Genomic DNA, 16,617 nt, shown 5'->3' with positions numbered 1-16,617 from the left:
TCACTCCGATGCTGTCAAAATAAAGGTCGCCGCCGTGCCAGACCCGTCTGTGAGGTCATGGCGCTCTACCGAGATGTTCTCCCCGTAGTGGCGGATACAGCCCAGGATCAGACCTTCCGCAAGAATGGCGAAGGGGCGGGAGGAGCGATACGTCATTTTCAGCACACGGGGCTCGGGCGCCTCATACTCAAATCCAGGCAGCTCCGCATCGGGATACAGCTTGCGTACCTCCACATGAATATAGCTGTCCACTTGACGCAAAAAATCAAAGGCAGTCTTGTTCCGCTCCACAAACTGCGGATACATCTCGACCAGCTGCCCGAACATATACTCGCCGAAGGTTTTTATCAAATCCTCCACCGGGATGCCTGTCCGTTCATGCAGCTCCGCGACCAGACGGATGATCTCCCTATGGTTGTACGTGCCAACCGCCGTGTAGCTGCCCCCGGAAGGCAGATCGGCGTCCTGAATAATCCGGTCGGCAATCGCCAGCGAAAACTTGGTTTCTACCATTTCTATAAACGTTGCAAATACGATTCCCTTCATCACGATCCCCGCTTTCATTTCGTAGCTTTACGAGATTCGTCGTACTAGGCTAAGCTGTATCACTAGATGATCTAATTAAGAGTAAATTATATGCCAATATTTATCAAAAGTATAGGAAATTCGACCTATCGTTTGTCGAAACGCCTGCAAAACAAAAAACCGCCCTGCGGGACGGTTGACAAAACGCGCTTGTCAACTAAGGTCCCGCATCGGCGGTCTCTTTTGGTAAAACAGATTAGGATCTAGGGATAAGCACGATTTGCCCTTGACTGACGCCGCTGTCTCCCAGTCGGTTATACAGCGCAATTTCCCTCGGGTTCATCTCATAGCGCTTGGCAATGGATTCCAGCGTCTCTTCTTTTTGCACGATGCAAAGGCGCATCCGTTTGAACTCCTGGACCTGCGTTTTGCTGCTCAGCAGCAGGTTTTTCCACTCGACCCGCTCGGCAGCGGCTTGTGCGGCAGCGGCCGGATCGAGCTCCTCCAGGCTGCGGGCATCCGCCCTTCTTGCAGCCGCCGAGTTGATTAACGAGGCGATCCCGAAGGACTTGGCTGCAGGCGCAGCGACGGCCTCCGGAGGATCTTCCGGTACCTTTTTGCTGCTGAGGCCGATGCGCACTTCCTTATTTTCCTGAATGGGAACGGATGGTTCAATGATAAACTCCGCGTTCTCATTCACCGGGATTGAAGGCTCCTCGTTAATGACCGGCTCCGATCGATAGTCCTGCTGCGGCTCTGCCGCTTGGGCCTGCTCCTGTCTAAGCAGCGTCAAATCGCCGAATATTTCATCCGCTGCCTGCTGGGGGGCTTGTTCTTGTTGAGCGAGCGGCGGAGACGCATACACCACAGGCTCAGACTCAGGCTCGGGAACGAAGCGCCGGTCGCCGGCCTCATGGACGAACACAACCTCTTCTTCTGCTTCGCGCCAGCTTTCGTTGTCCGCCGCCGAGATGACCTCGAGGCCGTTCAGTGACAGCACACCGGTAACGTTCAAGCTACGACTCGACAGCAGGTCCACATCAAAATTTTCAATTTCCACCGCAATATCTTCCACCCGCTGCACCCGGTTCATCGGAAGCGTAATCTCCACCGGGATTAAATGCTCCAGCCGTTGAGCTTCCCGCTCCTGTTCATCCATATAAGTGCCGGACAGCAATAAATTGCCTCGCAGCACCGCCTGCTCTCCTTGCGGAAGCACTTGAATATGAGGAACAAGCTCTACCCCTTCCAGCTCCTTAATCCCCAGCACGCCCTCGGACAAATGCACGCGTTCATAAATATCAAATCGTAAGCCGTTCTGCCCCGTCGTCAATGTGATTCCTCCCTCCAAAAAAAGATAATCAGCACGTTTGTCTTTACAATTTATACGCGCCTTGAGGGAGGAGCATGACTACTATTTATTTGAATTGCTCGTAAAGCGCGGCGAAATCTTCCGGCCAAGGGGCTTCTACTTGAATGCCCTCTCCGGTGAAAGGGTGGGGAAAAATTAGCCGCTCCCCATGCAATGCCTGTCTTTGGATGCCGCGAAGCGGCCCTCCATAAAGGGCGTCACCGATCAGCGGATGCCCCAGATAGCTCATGTGGACGCGAATCTGATGCGTTCGTCCGGTCTCAAGCCGCAGACGAACAAGCGTAGCGCTGCGCAGCCGGTCCACGACCTCGTAATGGGTAATTGACGGATCGCCCGTCTGAGATACCCTCCGCCGCGTCGCATGATGCCGATCTCGGCCGATGGGCGCATTGACAGTCCCCTTGCTGCTCTCCACACGGCCCTGTACAAAAGCGAGGTAGATCCGCTCCACCCGCTTTTCTCGCATCTCTGCATCTAATTGGCTTTGCGCCCATTCGCACTTGGCCAGCAGCACCGGTCCACTCGTATCCTCATCCAGCCGGTGAATATGCCGGGGACGAAGCCGCTGTCCGTCCGCCTCCAAATGCCACTGCACCGCGTGCAGCAGCGTGCCCGATTCGCCTTCCTGCGTCGGATGTACCTTCATCCCTGCGGGCTTGTTCACCACCAGGCAAAAATCATCCTCATACAACACTTCTATATCCGCCCACTCCGGCATATACTGTAGCGGCTCTTCCGGGAATAACCGGAGCCGAATACGAGAGCCCTTCCATTCGATGCCGCCAGTGTGCTTCAATTTGGCAATCCATTTGTCACTGAAGCGGCCTGCCGGCAGCTGCGCGACCGCCTCTTCCAAGCTCCCTATGGAATTGGAAGCACTCCATTCCAGCCATTCGCCTTTGCGGCGCCCATCCTTCATTTGCGCAAACCCCTTTTAACCACGGATCGGTCTGTTCGGCTTAGTCTTGAATGCCTGCGAACCGCCTCTCTCCGCACCGCAAGCCAAATGATCAGCAGCACTATGAAAAACAAGCCCATCACCGCGATCATTTCAAGCGTGACGCCAAAAAAACTATAGTGTTTAAGCACCCTTACGCCCCCATACCTACTTTCATTCGTAGTGCTATTTTAGCAGATCCATACCGGGTTCTCAAAGCGGTTACACTACCAGTTTCACCTGTATCTTACTAGCTTTGCTACGCTGTTAAAAGAGTCCACGATATGATAGAATGGGATAGATATTGCTAGATTTCGACATCATTTTCTTATTGGATAAAGGCTTACTAAACAGGAGTGACTACATTGAATTTTTCCCTTCAAACGATTCTGCAATGGGGCAAGCTGAAGCGATTGCTATTTATCGTCGCGCTGCTCACGTTTCTGACCTCCAGCTTCTTATTTCTAACGGGTCCGGGGGGCGACATCCGGCAATGGCTGGCGCAAACGGTTATCACGACACAGCATCGCAGCTGGGCCTGGATTTTTGTCGGCGCCGAAGAACGTGACCGTCTCGTTGCGAAGATGCAGCAGGATATTGAGGATGCCGCACTGGAGAAGCAAGACAACGGACTAATTAAAATTTCCAAAGATACGCGAAAAAATCGCAGTGTAGATGAGCTGATCAAGGTCGAGGACATCTCGGGACAATTCTGGAAGGGCAAGAAAATGACGGTCTACGATCCGAAAACGATCCGCGTCATGACCCCTTCTCATTCCGGTGAGGGCGAGAAAATTTCGTCGATGGTCACTCGGACCGGAGCGGTGGCCGGCGTGAACGGCGGCGGCTTTGATGACCCTGAAGGACTGGGGAACGGATTTGCAGCGATTGGTGCTGTCATTTCCGGCGGCGATGTCATTTATACCGACCAAGACGGCAGTATCGCCCAGCACATTGTCGGTTTTACGAAGAACGGTACGCTGGTCATCGGGAAATATAACATTTTTGAGCTGAGAGAGATGGGCATCTCCGAAGCAGTATCGTTCTACCCGCGTCTTATTGCCAATGGCAAGCCGCTCATTACAAGCGGTGACGGCGGTTGGGGACGCGGTCCTCGGACAGCGGTAGGACAGAAAGCAGATGGAACGGTCATCTTCATCGTTATCGATGGTCGCCAATCGCACAGTGTCGGCGCCACGTTGAAAGAAGTACAGGATCTGTTCTTGGAGGAGGGTGTCATCAACGCGGGCAATCTGGACGGCGGCGCCTCGTCTGAACTCGTGGTTCAAGGCAATGTGTTGACGAAGCCTTCCAGCCGTTACGGTGAGCGCAGACTTCCGTCCGCATTCCTCGTCTACGACGATCCAACCAAGGCGGTAGCCAACCGGGTATGGGATGGCATTGACAAGATCGATGCCGGCGGCTCGTACGACCATCCGGACTACCTGCGGGAGCAGGCGGAGCTCAAGGCCAAAGGGAAGCTGAATCCGCCGACACCGGCGCCGACACCGAAGCCGGAGACCAAGACCGAAACCAAAACAACCGATCCGAAGACGGATACCAAAACGGAAACGGACAAACCGAAGACGGACACGACGAAGCCTTCGACCACACCGTCCAAAGAACCAACGAACAGTGGCACTACTAGCGGAATCGGCGAGCCGGCGAAGCCGGCCGGCAGCGGCGGGACACCAAGTCCGTCACCAACACCGACAACTACTAATCCAACGCCAACCCCTTCGCCGGGGAGCGGCAATAGCAATTCTACTGGAACTACGCCTGGCGGAACCGGAACTACCGGTTCCAGCGCAGGCGCCGGTTCAACCGGTGCACCTGCGAACGGCGGCGGAGCAGCAGCACCTCCCCCATCCACGCAAGCGCCATCAAGCAGCGGCACAAGCGGAACGAGCACGGCACCATCCACCAAACCGGCGGAAACACCGAAATCACCAACGCTGCCTGAAGTGCATCCGGAGATTAAAACAACGAATTAATAGTACATAAGCGCGGGACCTGGCCGAAAGGCTGGGTCCCTTGTTTTTGCGTACCTATACCTGTCACATGTCACCGAATCCGTTTCAGCGGCCAAATGTGTACCTCGTTCTTCGGGCAATAGTGGGCAGCATAAGGCTCCGGCAGCTCGATATTATAGTTCGCCAGCATCGTATTGTTGGTCACCTTATAGTCAACTCGCTGCAAATTCCATGGCTCGTGGTCGATCTCGCAAATGTAGTTTTTCCCCTTCAGATGGCTGTACAAGCAGTACCGTTCCACCAGCCAATAATCTAGCGATCCTTGCTTCGCATGAAATTTCTCCGACGCCGCCTGATAGCTTCCTTCGAACGTTTGCTGCCCATCCTTGGTGCGCTTGCTTTGATAATCCACGGTATGCGCGATCCGATCCAGCTTCATTTTGGCATAGTAGTAAGGCAGCTTAAAGCAAGCCCTTCCAACCATCACCCCGAGCAGCCCATCAATATCGAGGCTAAAAAAGTACACGCCCGGCTTATTTCCCACCAACACATAAGTTCGGACGTTGAGCTCCAGTGCTTTGGACACCACCGGCATCGGCGGCGTCCAGCGAAGGCGAATATGACTCATCCAAAAAGGCACGATGCTAATCCAGGCTTTCCCCTCAAAGGTGTCCAATACCAGCCCCTTCGGGATATACGGTTGAATCGCCTCAATTGCAACAGGGTAGTGAAGAAATAAAAGATCATGCCAGATTTGCTTGATTATCCACGGACTCTTGGGCACGGGCCATGGGCGCTGTTCATTCAGCATACGGCTCCAACCTCCATTGCTCTTGTTCGTAGTATTCGCGTTCAAGAAAAAAAGAACCGCTATCCGAGTCAATGATCCGGAGGCAGTTCTTGGTTGTACGATATCCATTTATAGCTGCTTCAAAGCTTGGTAGTGCGCTTCGATCGTCGCTTCGATGTCTTCATCGGAATGTGCTGTGGAAACAAACATCCCTTCAAATTGCGATGGCGCGATGCTTACGCCCAAATCCAACAGCGCTGCAAAATAACGGTTGAATCGCTGCAGATCCGATAGCTTCGCCGTGTCGTAGTTCGTCACATGACTGTCGGTAAAAAACGGACAAATCATGGAACCGACGCGGTTAATCGTAGAAGCAATCCCTAGCTCCTTCGCATTCTTCGTGAAGCCTTCCTCCAGACGAGCCGATTTGCGCTCCAGCTCCTCATACACGCCTAGCTGACCTAACAGCTTCAGTGTGGTGTAGCCTGCCGCCATAGCCAGCGGATTGCCGGACAGCGTGCCCGCTTGATAGATCGGTCCTGCCGGCGCGATCTTCTCCATGATCTCGCGTTTGCCGCCATAGGCGCCTACCGGCAGGCCGCCGCCGATGACCTTGCCCAGACAGGTAAGGTCCGGCGTTATGCCGTACAGCCCTTGCGCCGAATTCAGCCCCACGCGGAAGCCGGTCATCACCTCGTCAAAAATGAGCAAGCTGCCGTACTGCGTAGTCACGTCTCTAAGCCCTTGCAAAAAGCCTGGCTGCGGCGGAACGACGCCCATGTTGCCGGCGATCGGCTCGACGATGACCGCGGCGATCTCTTCGCCGAATTTTTCAAATGCGAGCCGCACCGACTCCATATCGTTATACGGCACGGTGATGGTGTTGACCGCCACGCTCTCAGGCACGCCCGGACTATCCGGCAGCCCCAGTGTGGCTACACCCGAGCCTGCTTTAATCAGCAACGAATCGGCATGCCCGTGGTAGCAGCCTTCGAACTTGACGATTTTGCTGCGTCCCGTGTAGCCGCGCGCTAAGCGCAGGGCGCTCATCGTCGCCTCGGTCCCGGAGTTGACCATCCGCACCAGGTCCAAGGATGGAATCCGCTCAATGACGAGCTTCGCCATCCGCGTCTCCAGCTCGGTCGGTGCGCCGAAGCTGGTACCCAGCGCCGCCGTCTCCGTAATCGCCTCCAGCACCTCCGGATGCGCATGACCTACGATCATCGGTCCCCAAGAGCCGATGTAGTCGATAAACTCGTTCCCGTCGATGTCATACACACGGGAGCCTTTGGCTTGCTTCATAAACAACGGCGTCAAGCCCACCGATTTGAAAGCCCGAACGGGGCTGTTAACGCCACCTGGAATCACTTGTTTCGCTTCCGCGAAGGCTTGCGCGGACTGTGCATCTGAACGTTTGCGAGCGCTGCTCATCCATCCCACACCTTTACAATAAAATAACTTCAAAAATACCGGTTCTATTACTTGTTAACCTAATCCATCCGATATATAATAGTGCGAAACTAGCACACCGAACGGGTATCTACCTTTTTCGAAACGAGGAGAAATCATGATTGAATTTTTAACCAAGGTGCCTTTATTTGCCGGTCTGAATCAAGACCAGCTAACCTCCATCGCGGGCATCTGCTCCAAAAAATCATTCCGCTCCGGCACCGTCTTGTTCCAGGAAAAAGAGCCGGGCTCCGTCTTCTACCTCGTGTTCAGCGGATCGGTCAAGGTCTACAATCGCGCGCACAATGGCGAAGAAAAAATATTATCGCTGTTCCATGCCGGTGACAGCTTCGGCGAGCTCTCCTTGATCGACGGCAAGCCTCGCTCCGCTTCGGCGCAAACTCTGGAGGACAGCGTACTGATCGCGCTCACCGCACAAAGCTTCTTGGAGCTGCTGCGCTCCAATTTTGATATCAGCCTGCTTATCATGCGCGAGCTGTGCAGCCGGCTGAGGGACACGAATCAGCACGTGTACGATCTAACCTTCCTCGATGACCGCACACGCGTCATTAAAAGCTTGATCACGCTCTTCAACAAGAACGGCTCACGAAATGGCCATCATATCACCCTTCGCATGAAGCTTAACTATGACGAAGTCAGTCAACTGGCCGGCGTACAGAAGCCTGTGCTAATGCAAGTTATCCGCGACTTTCAAGAAAAGCAGATTCTCTCGTTCGTCGGCACCGACATCGTGCTGGATCTAGCCAAGCTGAGAGGCTAAGCCCGGGAAACCCTTCCCTGGTTTTTTTGTTACACCAGCTGTCCCGCGAGCTCATTCGCCACTTCTTTCCCTTGGCGGATACAATCCGGCAAGCCGACGCCATGGAAGGCCGCACCTGCGATTTTGACCTTGGGCATTCGCTCCGACAGCGCTTGGCGCACCCGGCGGACCAAATCCAAGTGACCTACAGGGTATTGCGGCATTGACCGCTTCATCTCCGTAATCTCTGTAAACAAAGGCTCCGACGAAATCCCCATCATGTCTTTCAAATCTTGACGAACCGCACGAATCAGCTCTTCCTCCGACATGTGCTGCCACCGGTCATCTCCGGATCGGCCGACATAGCAGCGCAGCAGCACTTTGCCTGCAGGCGCGGTGTGCAGCCATTTTTTCGACGTCCAGGTACAGGCCGTAATAAAGCGCCCTTCCTTCCGCGGCACCAGAAAGCCTGAGCCATCCAGCCCTTTGGGGATATCCTTCTCATCGAACGCAAGAATCACATTGGCCACCGACACGTAATCGATCCGGTCCAATTCCTTCACGCCCGCCACTTCGTCGCCCAGCAGCTTGGCAATCCCGTACCCGGGCAGCGCCACGATGACGCCGTCGGCCTGCTCCACGCTGCCGTTCTCAAGGACGACCTCGTAGCCCTCTTCAGCCTTCCGTACGCTGGAAACGCCTGTTTTCGTAACTAAATGCACATCATCGAGCGCATCCAGCAATCCATGGACAATCGTCTCCAAGCCCTCTTCGTAGGACAAAAACATCGAGTTACGCGCCGCATCCGGCAGTGTACGGCTTTCTTCGCCCCCGGACTTGCGGTTTTTCATCATGCCCAGAATCAGGCTGCGATGCTTCTGCTCAATCGAACGGAACTGGGGAAACGTTGCCTGCAGGCTCAGCTTGTACGTGTCTCCAGCATAAATGCCAGCCAAAAGCGGCTCGGCAATGCGCCCCAGCACCTCGGTACCTAGCCGGCGCTCCAGGAAGTGACCAAGCGACTCGTCCTCCTGGGACGTCCGCTTAGGGAGGACCAGGTCGAGTGCTGCGCGAGCCTTCCCGCCGATGGACAAGAGACCCGTCCGCATAAACGGCCCCACCTCGGTCGGAATGCCCAGCATGAGGCCCTGCGGCATCCGATGCAGCTTGCCGCTGCTGAGAATGTACGTCTTTCTAGCATCCGGATTCATCGGCACCAGCTGATCCTCCAGCCCCAGCTCTCGCGTCAGGTCAATGATCGGCATCTTCCGTGCCAAGAACGAATCGGGGCCTTTTTCGATGATAAAGCCGTCCTTCTTGAGGGTATGGATTTTGCCCCCGAACGAATCTCCCTTCTCGAGAACGGTAATTCGCACGGGGGTTTCCTTGGCCTTCATCGCCTGCTTCAAGTAAAAGGCGGCGCTCAGCCCTGTGATGCCGCCTCCGATAATAACCACATGCTTTGCCATGCTGATCAGCCCTTTTCTACCAGCGCATACACGACATCGCTCAAAGTTTCAATATACAGCGGGTCCGTGTTCAACGAGCGCGTGCGCTCCAGGTGCAGACCGAGCTGCTTCGCCGTTTTTTGCGCCTCAATGTCGAGATCGTACAAAATTTCCAAATGATCCGATACGAAGCCGATCGGACAAACGAGCACATTCTCCGCCTGCTTCTCTTCCGTAATCGTCTGCAGCACATCCAGAATGTCCGGTCCGAGCCACGGTACGCCGGTCTGACCGGCGCTTTGCCAGCCAAACTGCCAGTTCGTAATGCCAACCTTGGCGGCGATCGCCTTGGACGTTTCTAGCAGCTGCTCCGGATACGGATCGTTCATTTCCAATATTTTTTCCGGCAGGCTGTGTGCGGTGAAGATGACGCGAACATCATTCTTATCGACGCCTTCAAATCGCGCCAAGCCCTCGTTAACGCGGATCGTCAAAGCCTCGATCAGCTGCGGATGCAATTGGTAGCTGCGCACAAACTGCATGCTCAGTCCCAGCTCATCGGCTTTATCCTTCGCCCGCTTGATATAGCCGCCCACGCTCATCACCGAATAGTGCGGCGCCAGCACGACACCGATCGCTTCCTTCAGCCCGTCCTTCGCCATCTGCTCCACACCGTCTTCGATGAGCGGAGAAGCGTGCTTAAGCCCTTGGTAGCACACGAACTCGATCTCCGGATGCGCCGAATTCAGCTTATCCTCTAAAGCCTTGACTTGGTTGTTCGTATTCTCTCTCAGCGGGAAAAAGCCGCCCACAATCGCTTCATAGCGGTCCTTCAAATCCTGCAGCTGCTGAGGGGTCGGCGGATGGCCGCGGCGGATATGCGTATAATAGGCTTCAATCTGATCCATGCTCTCCGGCGTGCCATAAGACATGACCAAAACACCGATGCGTTTTTTTTGTGTCATCTTAAACACCGCTTTCCTGTTTCAGTTGGCTTTGCGCCTTCAGGGCCTCGCGGGAATACTCGTGAACGAAGTCCGTCAGCTCCTTCAGCTTCTCCAGCGACGCTTCGGGAAACAGGCCGTGTCCGAAGTTAAACACATACCCTGGCTCTTTGATTCCTTCGTCGATAATCGCCTTAGCCTGCGCTTTAATGACGTTCATCGGCGCCGTTAGTATGTACGGATCCAGATTGCCCTGCACCGCGTACTTGCCGCCTAACCGTTTACGGCCTTCCGCAATCGTCAAACGCCAATCCAGTCCGATCACATCCGCCTGCAGCCCTTGCAAGGACGGAAGCAGCTCGCCGGAGCTCACGCCAGGAAAATAAATTTTCGGCTGGCCCAGATGGCTAAGCTCCGCAAAAATGCGTTGAATCGTCGGCAGCACATAGGTTTGGAAATCAACCGGAGACAACGCGCCCACCCAGCTGTCAAACAGCTGAACGGCCTTAGCCCCTGCCGCAATGTGCGATTTCAGGTAGGCGATGACCATATCGCCGAGCTTGTCCATCAGCATGAACCAGACGTCCGGTTCTCCGTACATCAAGCTTTTCGTGCGAATATAGCTCTTGGACGGCTTGCCTTCGATCAAATAGCTGGCGATCGTGAACGGTGCTCCAGCGAACGTGATGAGTGGCACTTCCAGCTCCGCGACGAGAATTTCAATCGTTTTAATAATATGGGACAAGTCCTTCTCAATCTGAATCGGTGTCAGCTTGCGCACATCGTCCGCTGTACGGATCGGATTATGGATCACCGGACCGATGTTTTTCACAATGTCAAAATCAATCCCGATCGACGCCACCGGATTCATAATGTCCGAATACAAAATCGCCGCATCGACACCGAGCTTCTTCACCGGCATCAGCGTTACTTCCGCCGCCAGCTCCGGCTGCTGACAAATTTCGAGCAGGCTGTAGTTCTCTTTAATTTTACGGTAATCCGGATCGTAGCGTCCCGCTTGACGCATGTACCAAACCGGCAGCTTATCGACCTGCTGCTTCTTACAAGCACGAATAAATGTATCATTATAACTCATGGCCATTTCCTCTTTTCCGCAGACTTCCCAATAATCTACTTCCCATTATGCCCTATTTGGAAGGGCGTAACAACGTATGTCAGCGTCAGTTTCCGACAAAAGTTTGACAAGGCGGCGCAAAGCAAGAAACCCGTCTCCTCCAAAGCAAGAGAACGGGTTATTGCACTTCGTATAGGTCTAGTTGTTCAGCCAGCGAACAATATCTTTGGCAAAATAGGTGATGATCAGATCCACGCCGGCGCGCTTGAAGCCCACCATCGTCTCGAGCACAACCGATTTTTCGTCAATCCAGCCCTGCAGGGCCGCAGCCTTGACCATCGAGTACTCGGCACTCACGTTGTAGGCCACAATCGGCAAATCATAACGGTCACGCAGCGTGCGGATAATGTCCATGTACGCCATGGCCGGCTTCACCATCAGCATATCGGCGCCTTCCGCTACATCGGCATCCGCTTCGCGAATCGCTTCGCGGCCGTTGGCCGGGTCCATCTGATACGTCTTACGGTCGCCGAACTGCGGCGTCGAATGTGCGGCATCCCGGAACGGGCCGTAGAACGAGGATGCATACTTCACCGAATAGGACATGATCGGCACATGATCGAAGCCCGCTTCGTCAAGACCTTGGCGAATGGCATACACAAAGCCGTCCATCATGTTGGATGGCGCGATGATATCGGCTCCGGCTTCGGCTTGCGATACAGCCGTCTTGACCAGCAGTGCTAGCGATTCGTCGTTCAAGACGTCGGCGCGCTTCTTCGATTCATTGTAATGAACCACGCCGCAATGGCCGTGATCGGTAAACTGGCACAAGCAGGTGTCCGCTACGACCAGCAGCTCCGGGTTCCACTCCTTGATCCGGCGCGTCGCTTCCTGCACGATCCCATTCGGATCGTACGCGGAGCTGCCATGAGCATCCTTCGTCTCCGGCACTCCGAACAGCAGCACCGCTTGAATGCCGAGCTCGGTCACTTCGCGGATTTCCGCTTCCAACGTATCGATTGAAAAATGGTACACACCCGGCATCGAGCTGATCTCTTCTTTGATTCCTGTGCCGTGCGTAACAAAAATCGGATAAATTAAATCATGGCGAGTCACTGTATTTTCTCTAACCAGGTTCCGCATCGCTTGGGATGTGCGGAGCCTGCGGTTGCGTACTAACGGAAAGCTCATGGGTTATCCTCCTTCAAACTTCAATACTTGCTTAAACCACTTGTTCAAACATGCTGGCTACCAGCGACGAAACGGTTGCTTCCTTCGCCAGGTAATCCACCGAAAGTCCAGCATCTTCCGCCGTTTGTGCCGTTACGGGCCCGATACAGGCGATACGGCAGTTACGAAGCAGCTCCAGCGGGTCTTCTCCCAGCGTCTTGATAGCCTGCAGCAGATTTGTAACCGTAGAAGAGCTGGTGAAGGTAACGATATGGATCTTCCCCTGCTTCAAGAGGTCGATGATCTCATCGCCGCCTTCGGTTTCCAGCACATTTTCATATACATCGATGTTCGTCACCGCAAGCCCCATCTCCAGAAGCTTGTTCGGCAGCGTTTCGCGTGCGATGTCCGCGGTCGGCAGCAGCACCTGCTGGCCCGGCTTCAGCTCTGATGCGACGGTGTCCAGCAGCGAGCTGGCTTGAAACTGCGGAGGCAGCGTCTCGACGACGAGGCCGCGCTCCTCCAGTGCTTGAGCCGTTTTCGGGCCAACCGCGGCTATGCGGGCGTTTGCCAGCGCGCGAATATCGATCCTCAGCTCCCGCAGCCGGGTGAAGAACGACTCCACGCCATTCACACTCGTAAAAAACACCCAGTCGAAATCAGGCAGCCGATTCAGCGCCGCATCGCGGGCTTCCTGTACTTCCGGACGGCTCGGAGGCTGAATCCGGATCACCGGGAACTCGATCGCCTCGCCGCCCAGCTCGTCAATTTGAGTGACCAGATCACTGGCTTGACTGCGCGCGCGCGTGACCAGAATCCGGCGTCCGAACAGCGGTTTCTTCTCGAACCAAGCCAGCTTGTCCCGCAGCTTCACAACCTCTCCGACGATCGTCACGGCTGGAGATTGGAAGCCCGCCGCCTTCACCTTCTCCGCAATGTCGGCGAGCGTTCCGGTCAGCGTGCGCTGCTCCATCCACGTGCCCCAGCGGATTAACGCTACAGGCGTTTCAGGCGATTTGCCGCAATCGATCAGCTGCGAGCTGATGTAGTCCAGGTTGGCCACGCCCATGAGAAAAATGAGCGTCCCCGAGGCCTGGGCCAGATTTTCCCAATTCACCTTGGAATACGTTTTGTTCTTATATTCATGACCGGTCACAATGGAAAAGGACGAAGTAAAATCGCGATGCGTCACCGGAATGCCCGCATACGCGGGAACGGCGATCGCGGATGTAATTCCAGGAACGATCTCGAAGGTCACACCGTTTTCAGCCAGCAGCTCGGCTTCTTCCCCGACGCGGCCAAATACGCTCGGGTCTCCGCCCTTCAGGCGTGTCACCGTCTTTCCTTGCAGCGCCAGATCGACGAGCAGCTGATTGATTTCCTCCTGCTTTAGCATATGCTTGTCCGGAAGCTTGCCGACGAATATTTTCTCGGCTCCCGGCTTCATATGCTTCAGCAAGCGCGGGCTGGCCAGACGGTCGTATACCACGACATCCGCCCGCTGAATGGCCTCTAAGCCTCTTACCGTAATCAGCTTCGGGTCTCCCGGCCCGGCCCCGACAAGATAAACGATCCCCTTCTCCATGTCCCGCTTCTCCCCTATTCTGCGGCTAATGCCAGTAGTTGCGAAGCTCCTTTAGCGATGAGCGCCTCGGCCAGCTCCAAACCCAGCTTGTCCGGATCAAATCCGGCGATCGTCTCTTTGAGCAGCTGCTTGCCGTCCGGCGAGCCCACCATGCCGGTGAGTATAATCTCCTGGTTATCTGTGACTCTAGCGTACGCCCCGATCGGCACCTGACAGCCGCCATTCAATCGGCCCAGGAAGCTGCGCTCGGCAGCCACCGCCACGACGGTTTCCTCATGGCGATATTTGGACAGCAGATCCAAAATGAACGGATCGTTATCCCGGCATTCGATGCAGAGCGCCCCCTGCCCGACAGCAGGCAGGCACAGCTCAGGCGACAAATACGCGCTGATCCGATCCTTCCAGCCAATGCGGTGCAAACCTGCACCAGCGAGCAAAATGGCATCGAAGCCCTCGGTCTCCAGCTTGCGCAGGCGGGAATCGATGTTGCCGCGCAGTGATTCGATCTGGAGGTCCGGCCGGTAATGCTGCAGCTGGCAAGAGCGCCGCAAGCTGCTCGTGCCGACTTTGGCCCCCTGAGGGAGGTCATCCAGTCCGCGGCCATCCTTGGTGATGAGGCAATCCCGCGGGTCCTCGCGCTCTGGTACGGCGCCTACCATCAGGCCCTCCGGCAGCTCAAATGGCATGTCCTTCATGCTATGTACCGCTAGATCCACTTCGCCGTCGAGCAGCGCCTGCTCGATTTCTTTTACAAACAAGCCCTTGCCGCCCACCTTGGACAGCGTCACATCGAGAATTCGGTCGCCTTTAGTGACGATTTTTTTTAGCTCGAACTCGGCTTCGATGCCATGCTGCTCGCACAGCGCCTTCAGCTGATCGATGACTTGACCGGTCTGTGTCAGCGCCAGCGCGCTCTGCCTTGTACCCACTACGATCTTACGCATACGTTTCAACCCCTTTATATGTAAAAACCGTTCAAATTTCAACTTATTGAAAACCTCTATCCATTATCGCCCAGCTTCCGGCTGTTGTAGACCTATCCAGGCTCCGATGCTGCGGATGCCCTCGAGCGTCGGGGCCTGCTGTACGCGGTGAAGCAAATCGCCGCGCAGCGTCTCCAGCGCTTCTGATGACGCTTCGCTCTTCAAGAGCGGGAGCAGCTGCCATTCGAGCATGGCGCGAAACAGCTCCTGCCGGACCGCGGTGTCCGGCACCGCCTGCTGCACGACGAGCCTCAGCTCGTGCAGCAGCTCCAAATACGGCCCGTATTCCGGGCCGAAGGTCCCCTCCAGCCGCCGCCGCACCATGGCGGCGGCTGCCGGACTCGCGCCCGCGGTCGACACCGCGAGCGTCAGCCTGCCGCGCCGGACGGTCGCCGGCACGATAAACCCGCTGGCCGCCGCGTCGTCGGCCACGTTCACGAGCTTGCCGAGCGCCTCCGCCTCGGCTCGCACCGCCGCGTTCACCGACGCATCGTCGGTGGACGCGAACACCAGCCGCGCAGCGGCCAGCGCCGGCAGCCCGGGCTCGTATCGGCGGCGAAGCGCCGTAATCGAGCCTGCGGCTGCCCACGCCTCCAGCTGCGGCGTGAACACCGGGCTCACGACCGTGACGTGAGCCTCAGCTTCAAGGAGCGCAAGGGCTTTGCGCTCCGCCACCCGGCCGCCGCCGATGAGGCAGCACGGCGCGCCGGCCATATTCAGCATGACCGGATAATACGGTCTATCTGTCAACTTGCGACCCCTCCGTTTAGGACCACTGGTGAAACGTCGAATATACATTCGCAGCCACGAAATTCAGCAGCGTGACGAAGAAGGCCGCCAAATTCCAAAGCGCCAGCCGGTTGCCCGGCGAGCGAAGCAGCAACCGCTGAAACAAATAAAAAATGTAAGCCAAGAGAACAAACCAAGAGTTCAGCACCTTCGGGTCAAAGAACAGCATATAGTTGCCCTCCAGCGCGATCCACACAATCCCGAGCGTTAGCGTAAGCAGTAAGAGCGGCGCTCCGATCACCACCGACAGGAAAGCATACCGATCGGTGTTCTCCAGGCTCGGCAGCCGGAGCATTTGCTGCGACCACTGCTTCGACTTGAGCTTCCTATGTAAGAACAAATACATGCCCGAAAAAATCGCCGATACGACAAACGCCGCATAGCTCACCACCGCAAGGGAGATATGGATAAAGAGCAGCTCATCGTTAATTTTCCACGAAGCGAGCGTCGGGGAAATCGTCGGGTTGCTGAAAAAATTCAGCGCCAATATCGCAAAACCAAACACATTGATTAAAAATACAAACAACTCAATCCGGACAAACCGATTAATAATCAGCGACACCGTCACCAGCAGCCAGGATAGGACAAAAAGCGTCTCGAATCGAGAGAACGCCATGGGAGTGCTATGGGTAATCAGGTTGTACGCCAAGTAAATCGTCTGCAGAACCCAGACAAAAGAAAGCAACCCTGTCCCCATCCGTTTTGCACTTCGATTTGGACCGACAAAGTCCGAGAAGTAAAACAGCAGGCTCAGGGCGTAAATATAAATTATCGCATCGTAAAACCACGTTTGCTTGACCATGGTGTCCCCTCCCGG

The 16,617-nt window shown here is 55.5% G+C and carries 15 protein-coding genes; 2 read left to right on the top strand and 13 right to left on the bottom strand.

All coding sequences use genetic code 11. From position 1 onward, the window contains the following. From FPZ49_RS00990 to FPZ49_RS00980, 3 genes are all read right to left on the bottom strand, one after another. Window positions 1–546, bottom strand: a complete 546-nt coding sequence (locus tag FPZ49_RS00990) for a heme NO-binding domain-containing protein (RefSeq protein ID WP_144842478.1) — start codon at window positions 544–546, stop codon at window positions 1–3. 235 nt (window positions 547–781) lie between these two features. Then, window positions 782–1,858, bottom strand: coding sequence for a LysM peptidoglycan-binding domain-containing protein (locus tag FPZ49_RS00985; RefSeq protein ID WP_144842477.1), 1,077 nt, complete (start codon window positions 1,856–1,858; stop codon window positions 782–784). Between the two features lie 85 nt (window positions 1,859–1,943). Next, on the bottom strand, window positions 1,944–2,816 hold the full coding sequence (locus tag FPZ49_RS00980) for an RluA family pseudouridine synthase (RefSeq protein ID WP_144842476.1): 873 nt from the start codon (window positions 2,814–2,816) through the stop codon (window positions 1,944–1,946). A gap of 374 nt (window positions 2,817–3,190) precedes the next feature. Here FPZ49_RS00980 and FPZ49_RS00975 point away from each other — a divergent pair, with 374 nt between their 5' ends. After that, window positions 3,191–4,828: a phosphodiester glycosidase family protein gene (locus tag FPZ49_RS00975; RefSeq protein WP_391563793.1), complete on the top strand. Its 1,638-nt coding sequence runs from the start codon at window positions 3,191–3,193 to the stop codon at window positions 4,826–4,828. 70 nt (window positions 4,829–4,898) lie between these two features. Here the strand turns inward: FPZ49_RS00975 and FPZ49_RS00970 are convergent, their stop codons facing one another. Together FPZ49_RS00970 and hemL are read right to left on the bottom strand one after the other, a co-directional pair. Next, entirely contained in the window at window positions 4,899–5,618 is a 720-nt protein-coding gene (locus tag FPZ49_RS00970; RefSeq protein ID WP_186445538.1) for a YqjF family protein, read from the bottom strand. Between the two features lie 108 nt (window positions 5,619–5,726). Further along, entirely contained in the window at window positions 5,727–7,028 is a 1,302-nt protein-coding gene (hemL, locus tag FPZ49_RS00965) for a glutamate-1-semialdehyde 2,1-aminomutase (protein WP_144842473.1), read from the bottom strand. Window positions 7,029–7,164: 136 nt separating this feature from the next. On the opposite strand from hemL, the gene FPZ49_RS00960 reads away from it, so the two are divergent. After that, entirely contained in the window at window positions 7,165–7,827 is a 663-nt protein-coding gene (locus FPZ49_RS00960) for a Crp/Fnr family transcriptional regulator (RefSeq protein WP_144842472.1), read from the top strand. A gap of 29 nt (window positions 7,828–7,856) precedes the next feature. Here the strand turns inward: FPZ49_RS00960 and hemY are convergent, their stop codons facing one another. The 8 genes from hemY to ccsA form a co-directional block, all read right to left on the bottom strand. Next, entirely contained in the window at window positions 7,857–9,275 is a 1,419-nt protein-coding gene (hemY, locus tag FPZ49_RS00955) for a protoporphyrinogen oxidase (protein WP_391563792.1), read from the bottom strand. 5 nt (window positions 9,276–9,280) lie between these two features. Beyond that, on the bottom strand, window positions 9,281–10,219 hold the full coding sequence (gene hemH / locus FPZ49_RS00950) for a ferrochelatase (protein WP_144842470.1): 939 nt from the start codon (window positions 10,217–10,219) through the stop codon (window positions 9,281–9,283). A 1-nt stretch (window position 10,220) separates the two neighbouring features. After that, window positions 10,221–11,294, bottom strand: coding sequence for a uroporphyrinogen decarboxylase (hemE, locus tag FPZ49_RS00945; RefSeq protein ID WP_144842469.1), 1,074 nt, complete (start codon window positions 11,292–11,294; stop codon window positions 10,221–10,223). A gap of 177 nt (window positions 11,295–11,471) precedes the next feature. Next, a complete protein-coding gene (gene hemB / locus FPZ49_RS00940; RefSeq protein WP_144842468.1) occupies window positions 11,472–12,464 on the bottom strand; it encodes a porphobilinogen synthase in 993 nt (330 codons plus the stop codon). Window positions 12,465–12,495: 31 nt separating this feature from the next. After that, window positions 12,496–14,028: a uroporphyrinogen-III C-methyltransferase gene (gene cobA / locus FPZ49_RS00935; RefSeq protein WP_186445537.1), complete on the bottom strand. Its 1,533-nt coding sequence runs from the start codon at window positions 14,026–14,028 to the stop codon at window positions 12,496–12,498. 14 nt (window positions 14,029–14,042) lie between these two features. Continuing rightward, window positions 14,043–14,972 carry a hydroxymethylbilane synthase gene (gene hemC, locus FPZ49_RS00930; RefSeq protein ID WP_144842466.1) on the bottom strand — a complete coding sequence of 310 codons (930 nt, stop codon included), beginning with the start codon at window positions 14,970–14,972 and terminating at the stop codon, window positions 14,043–14,045. A gap of 63 nt (window positions 14,973–15,035) precedes the next feature. Further along, window positions 15,036–15,761: a precorrin-2 dehydrogenase/sirohydrochlorin ferrochelatase family protein gene (locus FPZ49_RS00925; RefSeq protein WP_261381185.1), complete on the bottom strand. Its 726-nt coding sequence runs from the start codon at window positions 15,759–15,761 to the stop codon at window positions 15,036–15,038. Window positions 15,762–15,777: 16 nt separating this feature from the next. Beyond that, the gene (gene ccsA, locus FPZ49_RS00920) at window positions 15,778–16,602 is read right to left on the bottom strand and encodes a cytochrome c biogenesis protein CcsA (protein ID WP_144842465.1); all 825 of its coding nucleotides are present in this window, start codon (window positions 16,600–16,602) and stop codon (window positions 15,778–15,780) included. Window positions 16,603–16,617 lie beyond the last annotated feature (15 nt).

The sequence above is a fragment of the Paenibacillus cremeus genome, assembly GCF_007786445.1.
In the GTDB taxonomy this organism is placed as follows: Bacteria; Bacillota; Bacilli; order Paenibacillales; family NBRC-103111; genus Paenibacillus_G; species Paenibacillus_G cremeus.
This window is presented reverse-complemented; position numbering and strand designations above follow the sequence as displayed.

What these genes read in the sequence shown, in the direction of transcription:
- FPZ49_RS00970 (WP_186445538.1), bottom strand. Translation starts at nt 5,618, where the DNA reads ATGCTGAATGAACAGCGCCCATGGCCCGTGCCCAAGAGTCCGTGGATA.
- hemE (WP_144842469.1), bottom strand. Translation starts at nt 11,294, where the DNA reads ATGAGTTATAATGATACATTTATTCGTGCTTGTAAGAAGCAGCAGGTC.
- FPZ49_RS00990 (WP_144842478.1), bottom strand. Translation starts at nt 546, where the DNA reads ATGAAGGGAATCGTATTTGCAACGTTTATAGAAATGGTAGAAACCAAG.
- FPZ49_RS00960 (WP_144842472.1), top strand. Translation starts at nt 7,165, where the DNA reads ATGATTGAATTTTTAACCAAGGTGCCTTTATTTGCCGGTCTGAATCAA.
- FPZ49_RS00980 (WP_144842476.1), bottom strand. Translation starts at nt 2,816, where the DNA reads ATGAAGGATGGGCGCCGCAAAGGCGAATGGCTGGAATGGAGTGCTTCC.
- hemB (WP_144842468.1), bottom strand. Translation starts at nt 12,464, where the DNA reads ATGAGCTTTCCGTTAGTACGCAACCGCAGGCTCCGCACATCCCAAGCG.
- hemY (WP_391563792.1), bottom strand. Translation starts at nt 9,275, where the DNA reads ATGGCAAAGCATGTGGTTATTATCGGAGGCGGCATCACAGGGCTGAGC.
- hemL (WP_144842473.1), bottom strand. Translation starts at nt 7,028, where the DNA reads ATGAGCAGCGCTCGCAAACGTTCAGATGCACAGTCCGCGCAAGCCTTC.
- hemH (WP_144842470.1), bottom strand. Translation starts at nt 10,219, where the DNA reads ATGACACAAAAAAAACGCATCGGTGTTTTGGTCATGTCTTATGGCACG.
- hemC (WP_144842466.1), bottom strand. Translation starts at nt 14,972, where the DNA reads ATGCGTAAGATCGTAGTGGGTACAAGGCAGAGCGCGCTGGCGCTGACA.
- cobA (WP_186445537.1), bottom strand. Translation starts at nt 14,028, where the DNA reads ATGGAGAAGGGGATCGTTTATCTTGTCGGGGCCGGGCCGGGAGACCCG.
- ccsA (WP_144842465.1), bottom strand. Translation starts at nt 16,602, where the DNA reads ATGGTCAAGCAAACGTGGTTTTACGATGCGATAATTTATATTTACGCC.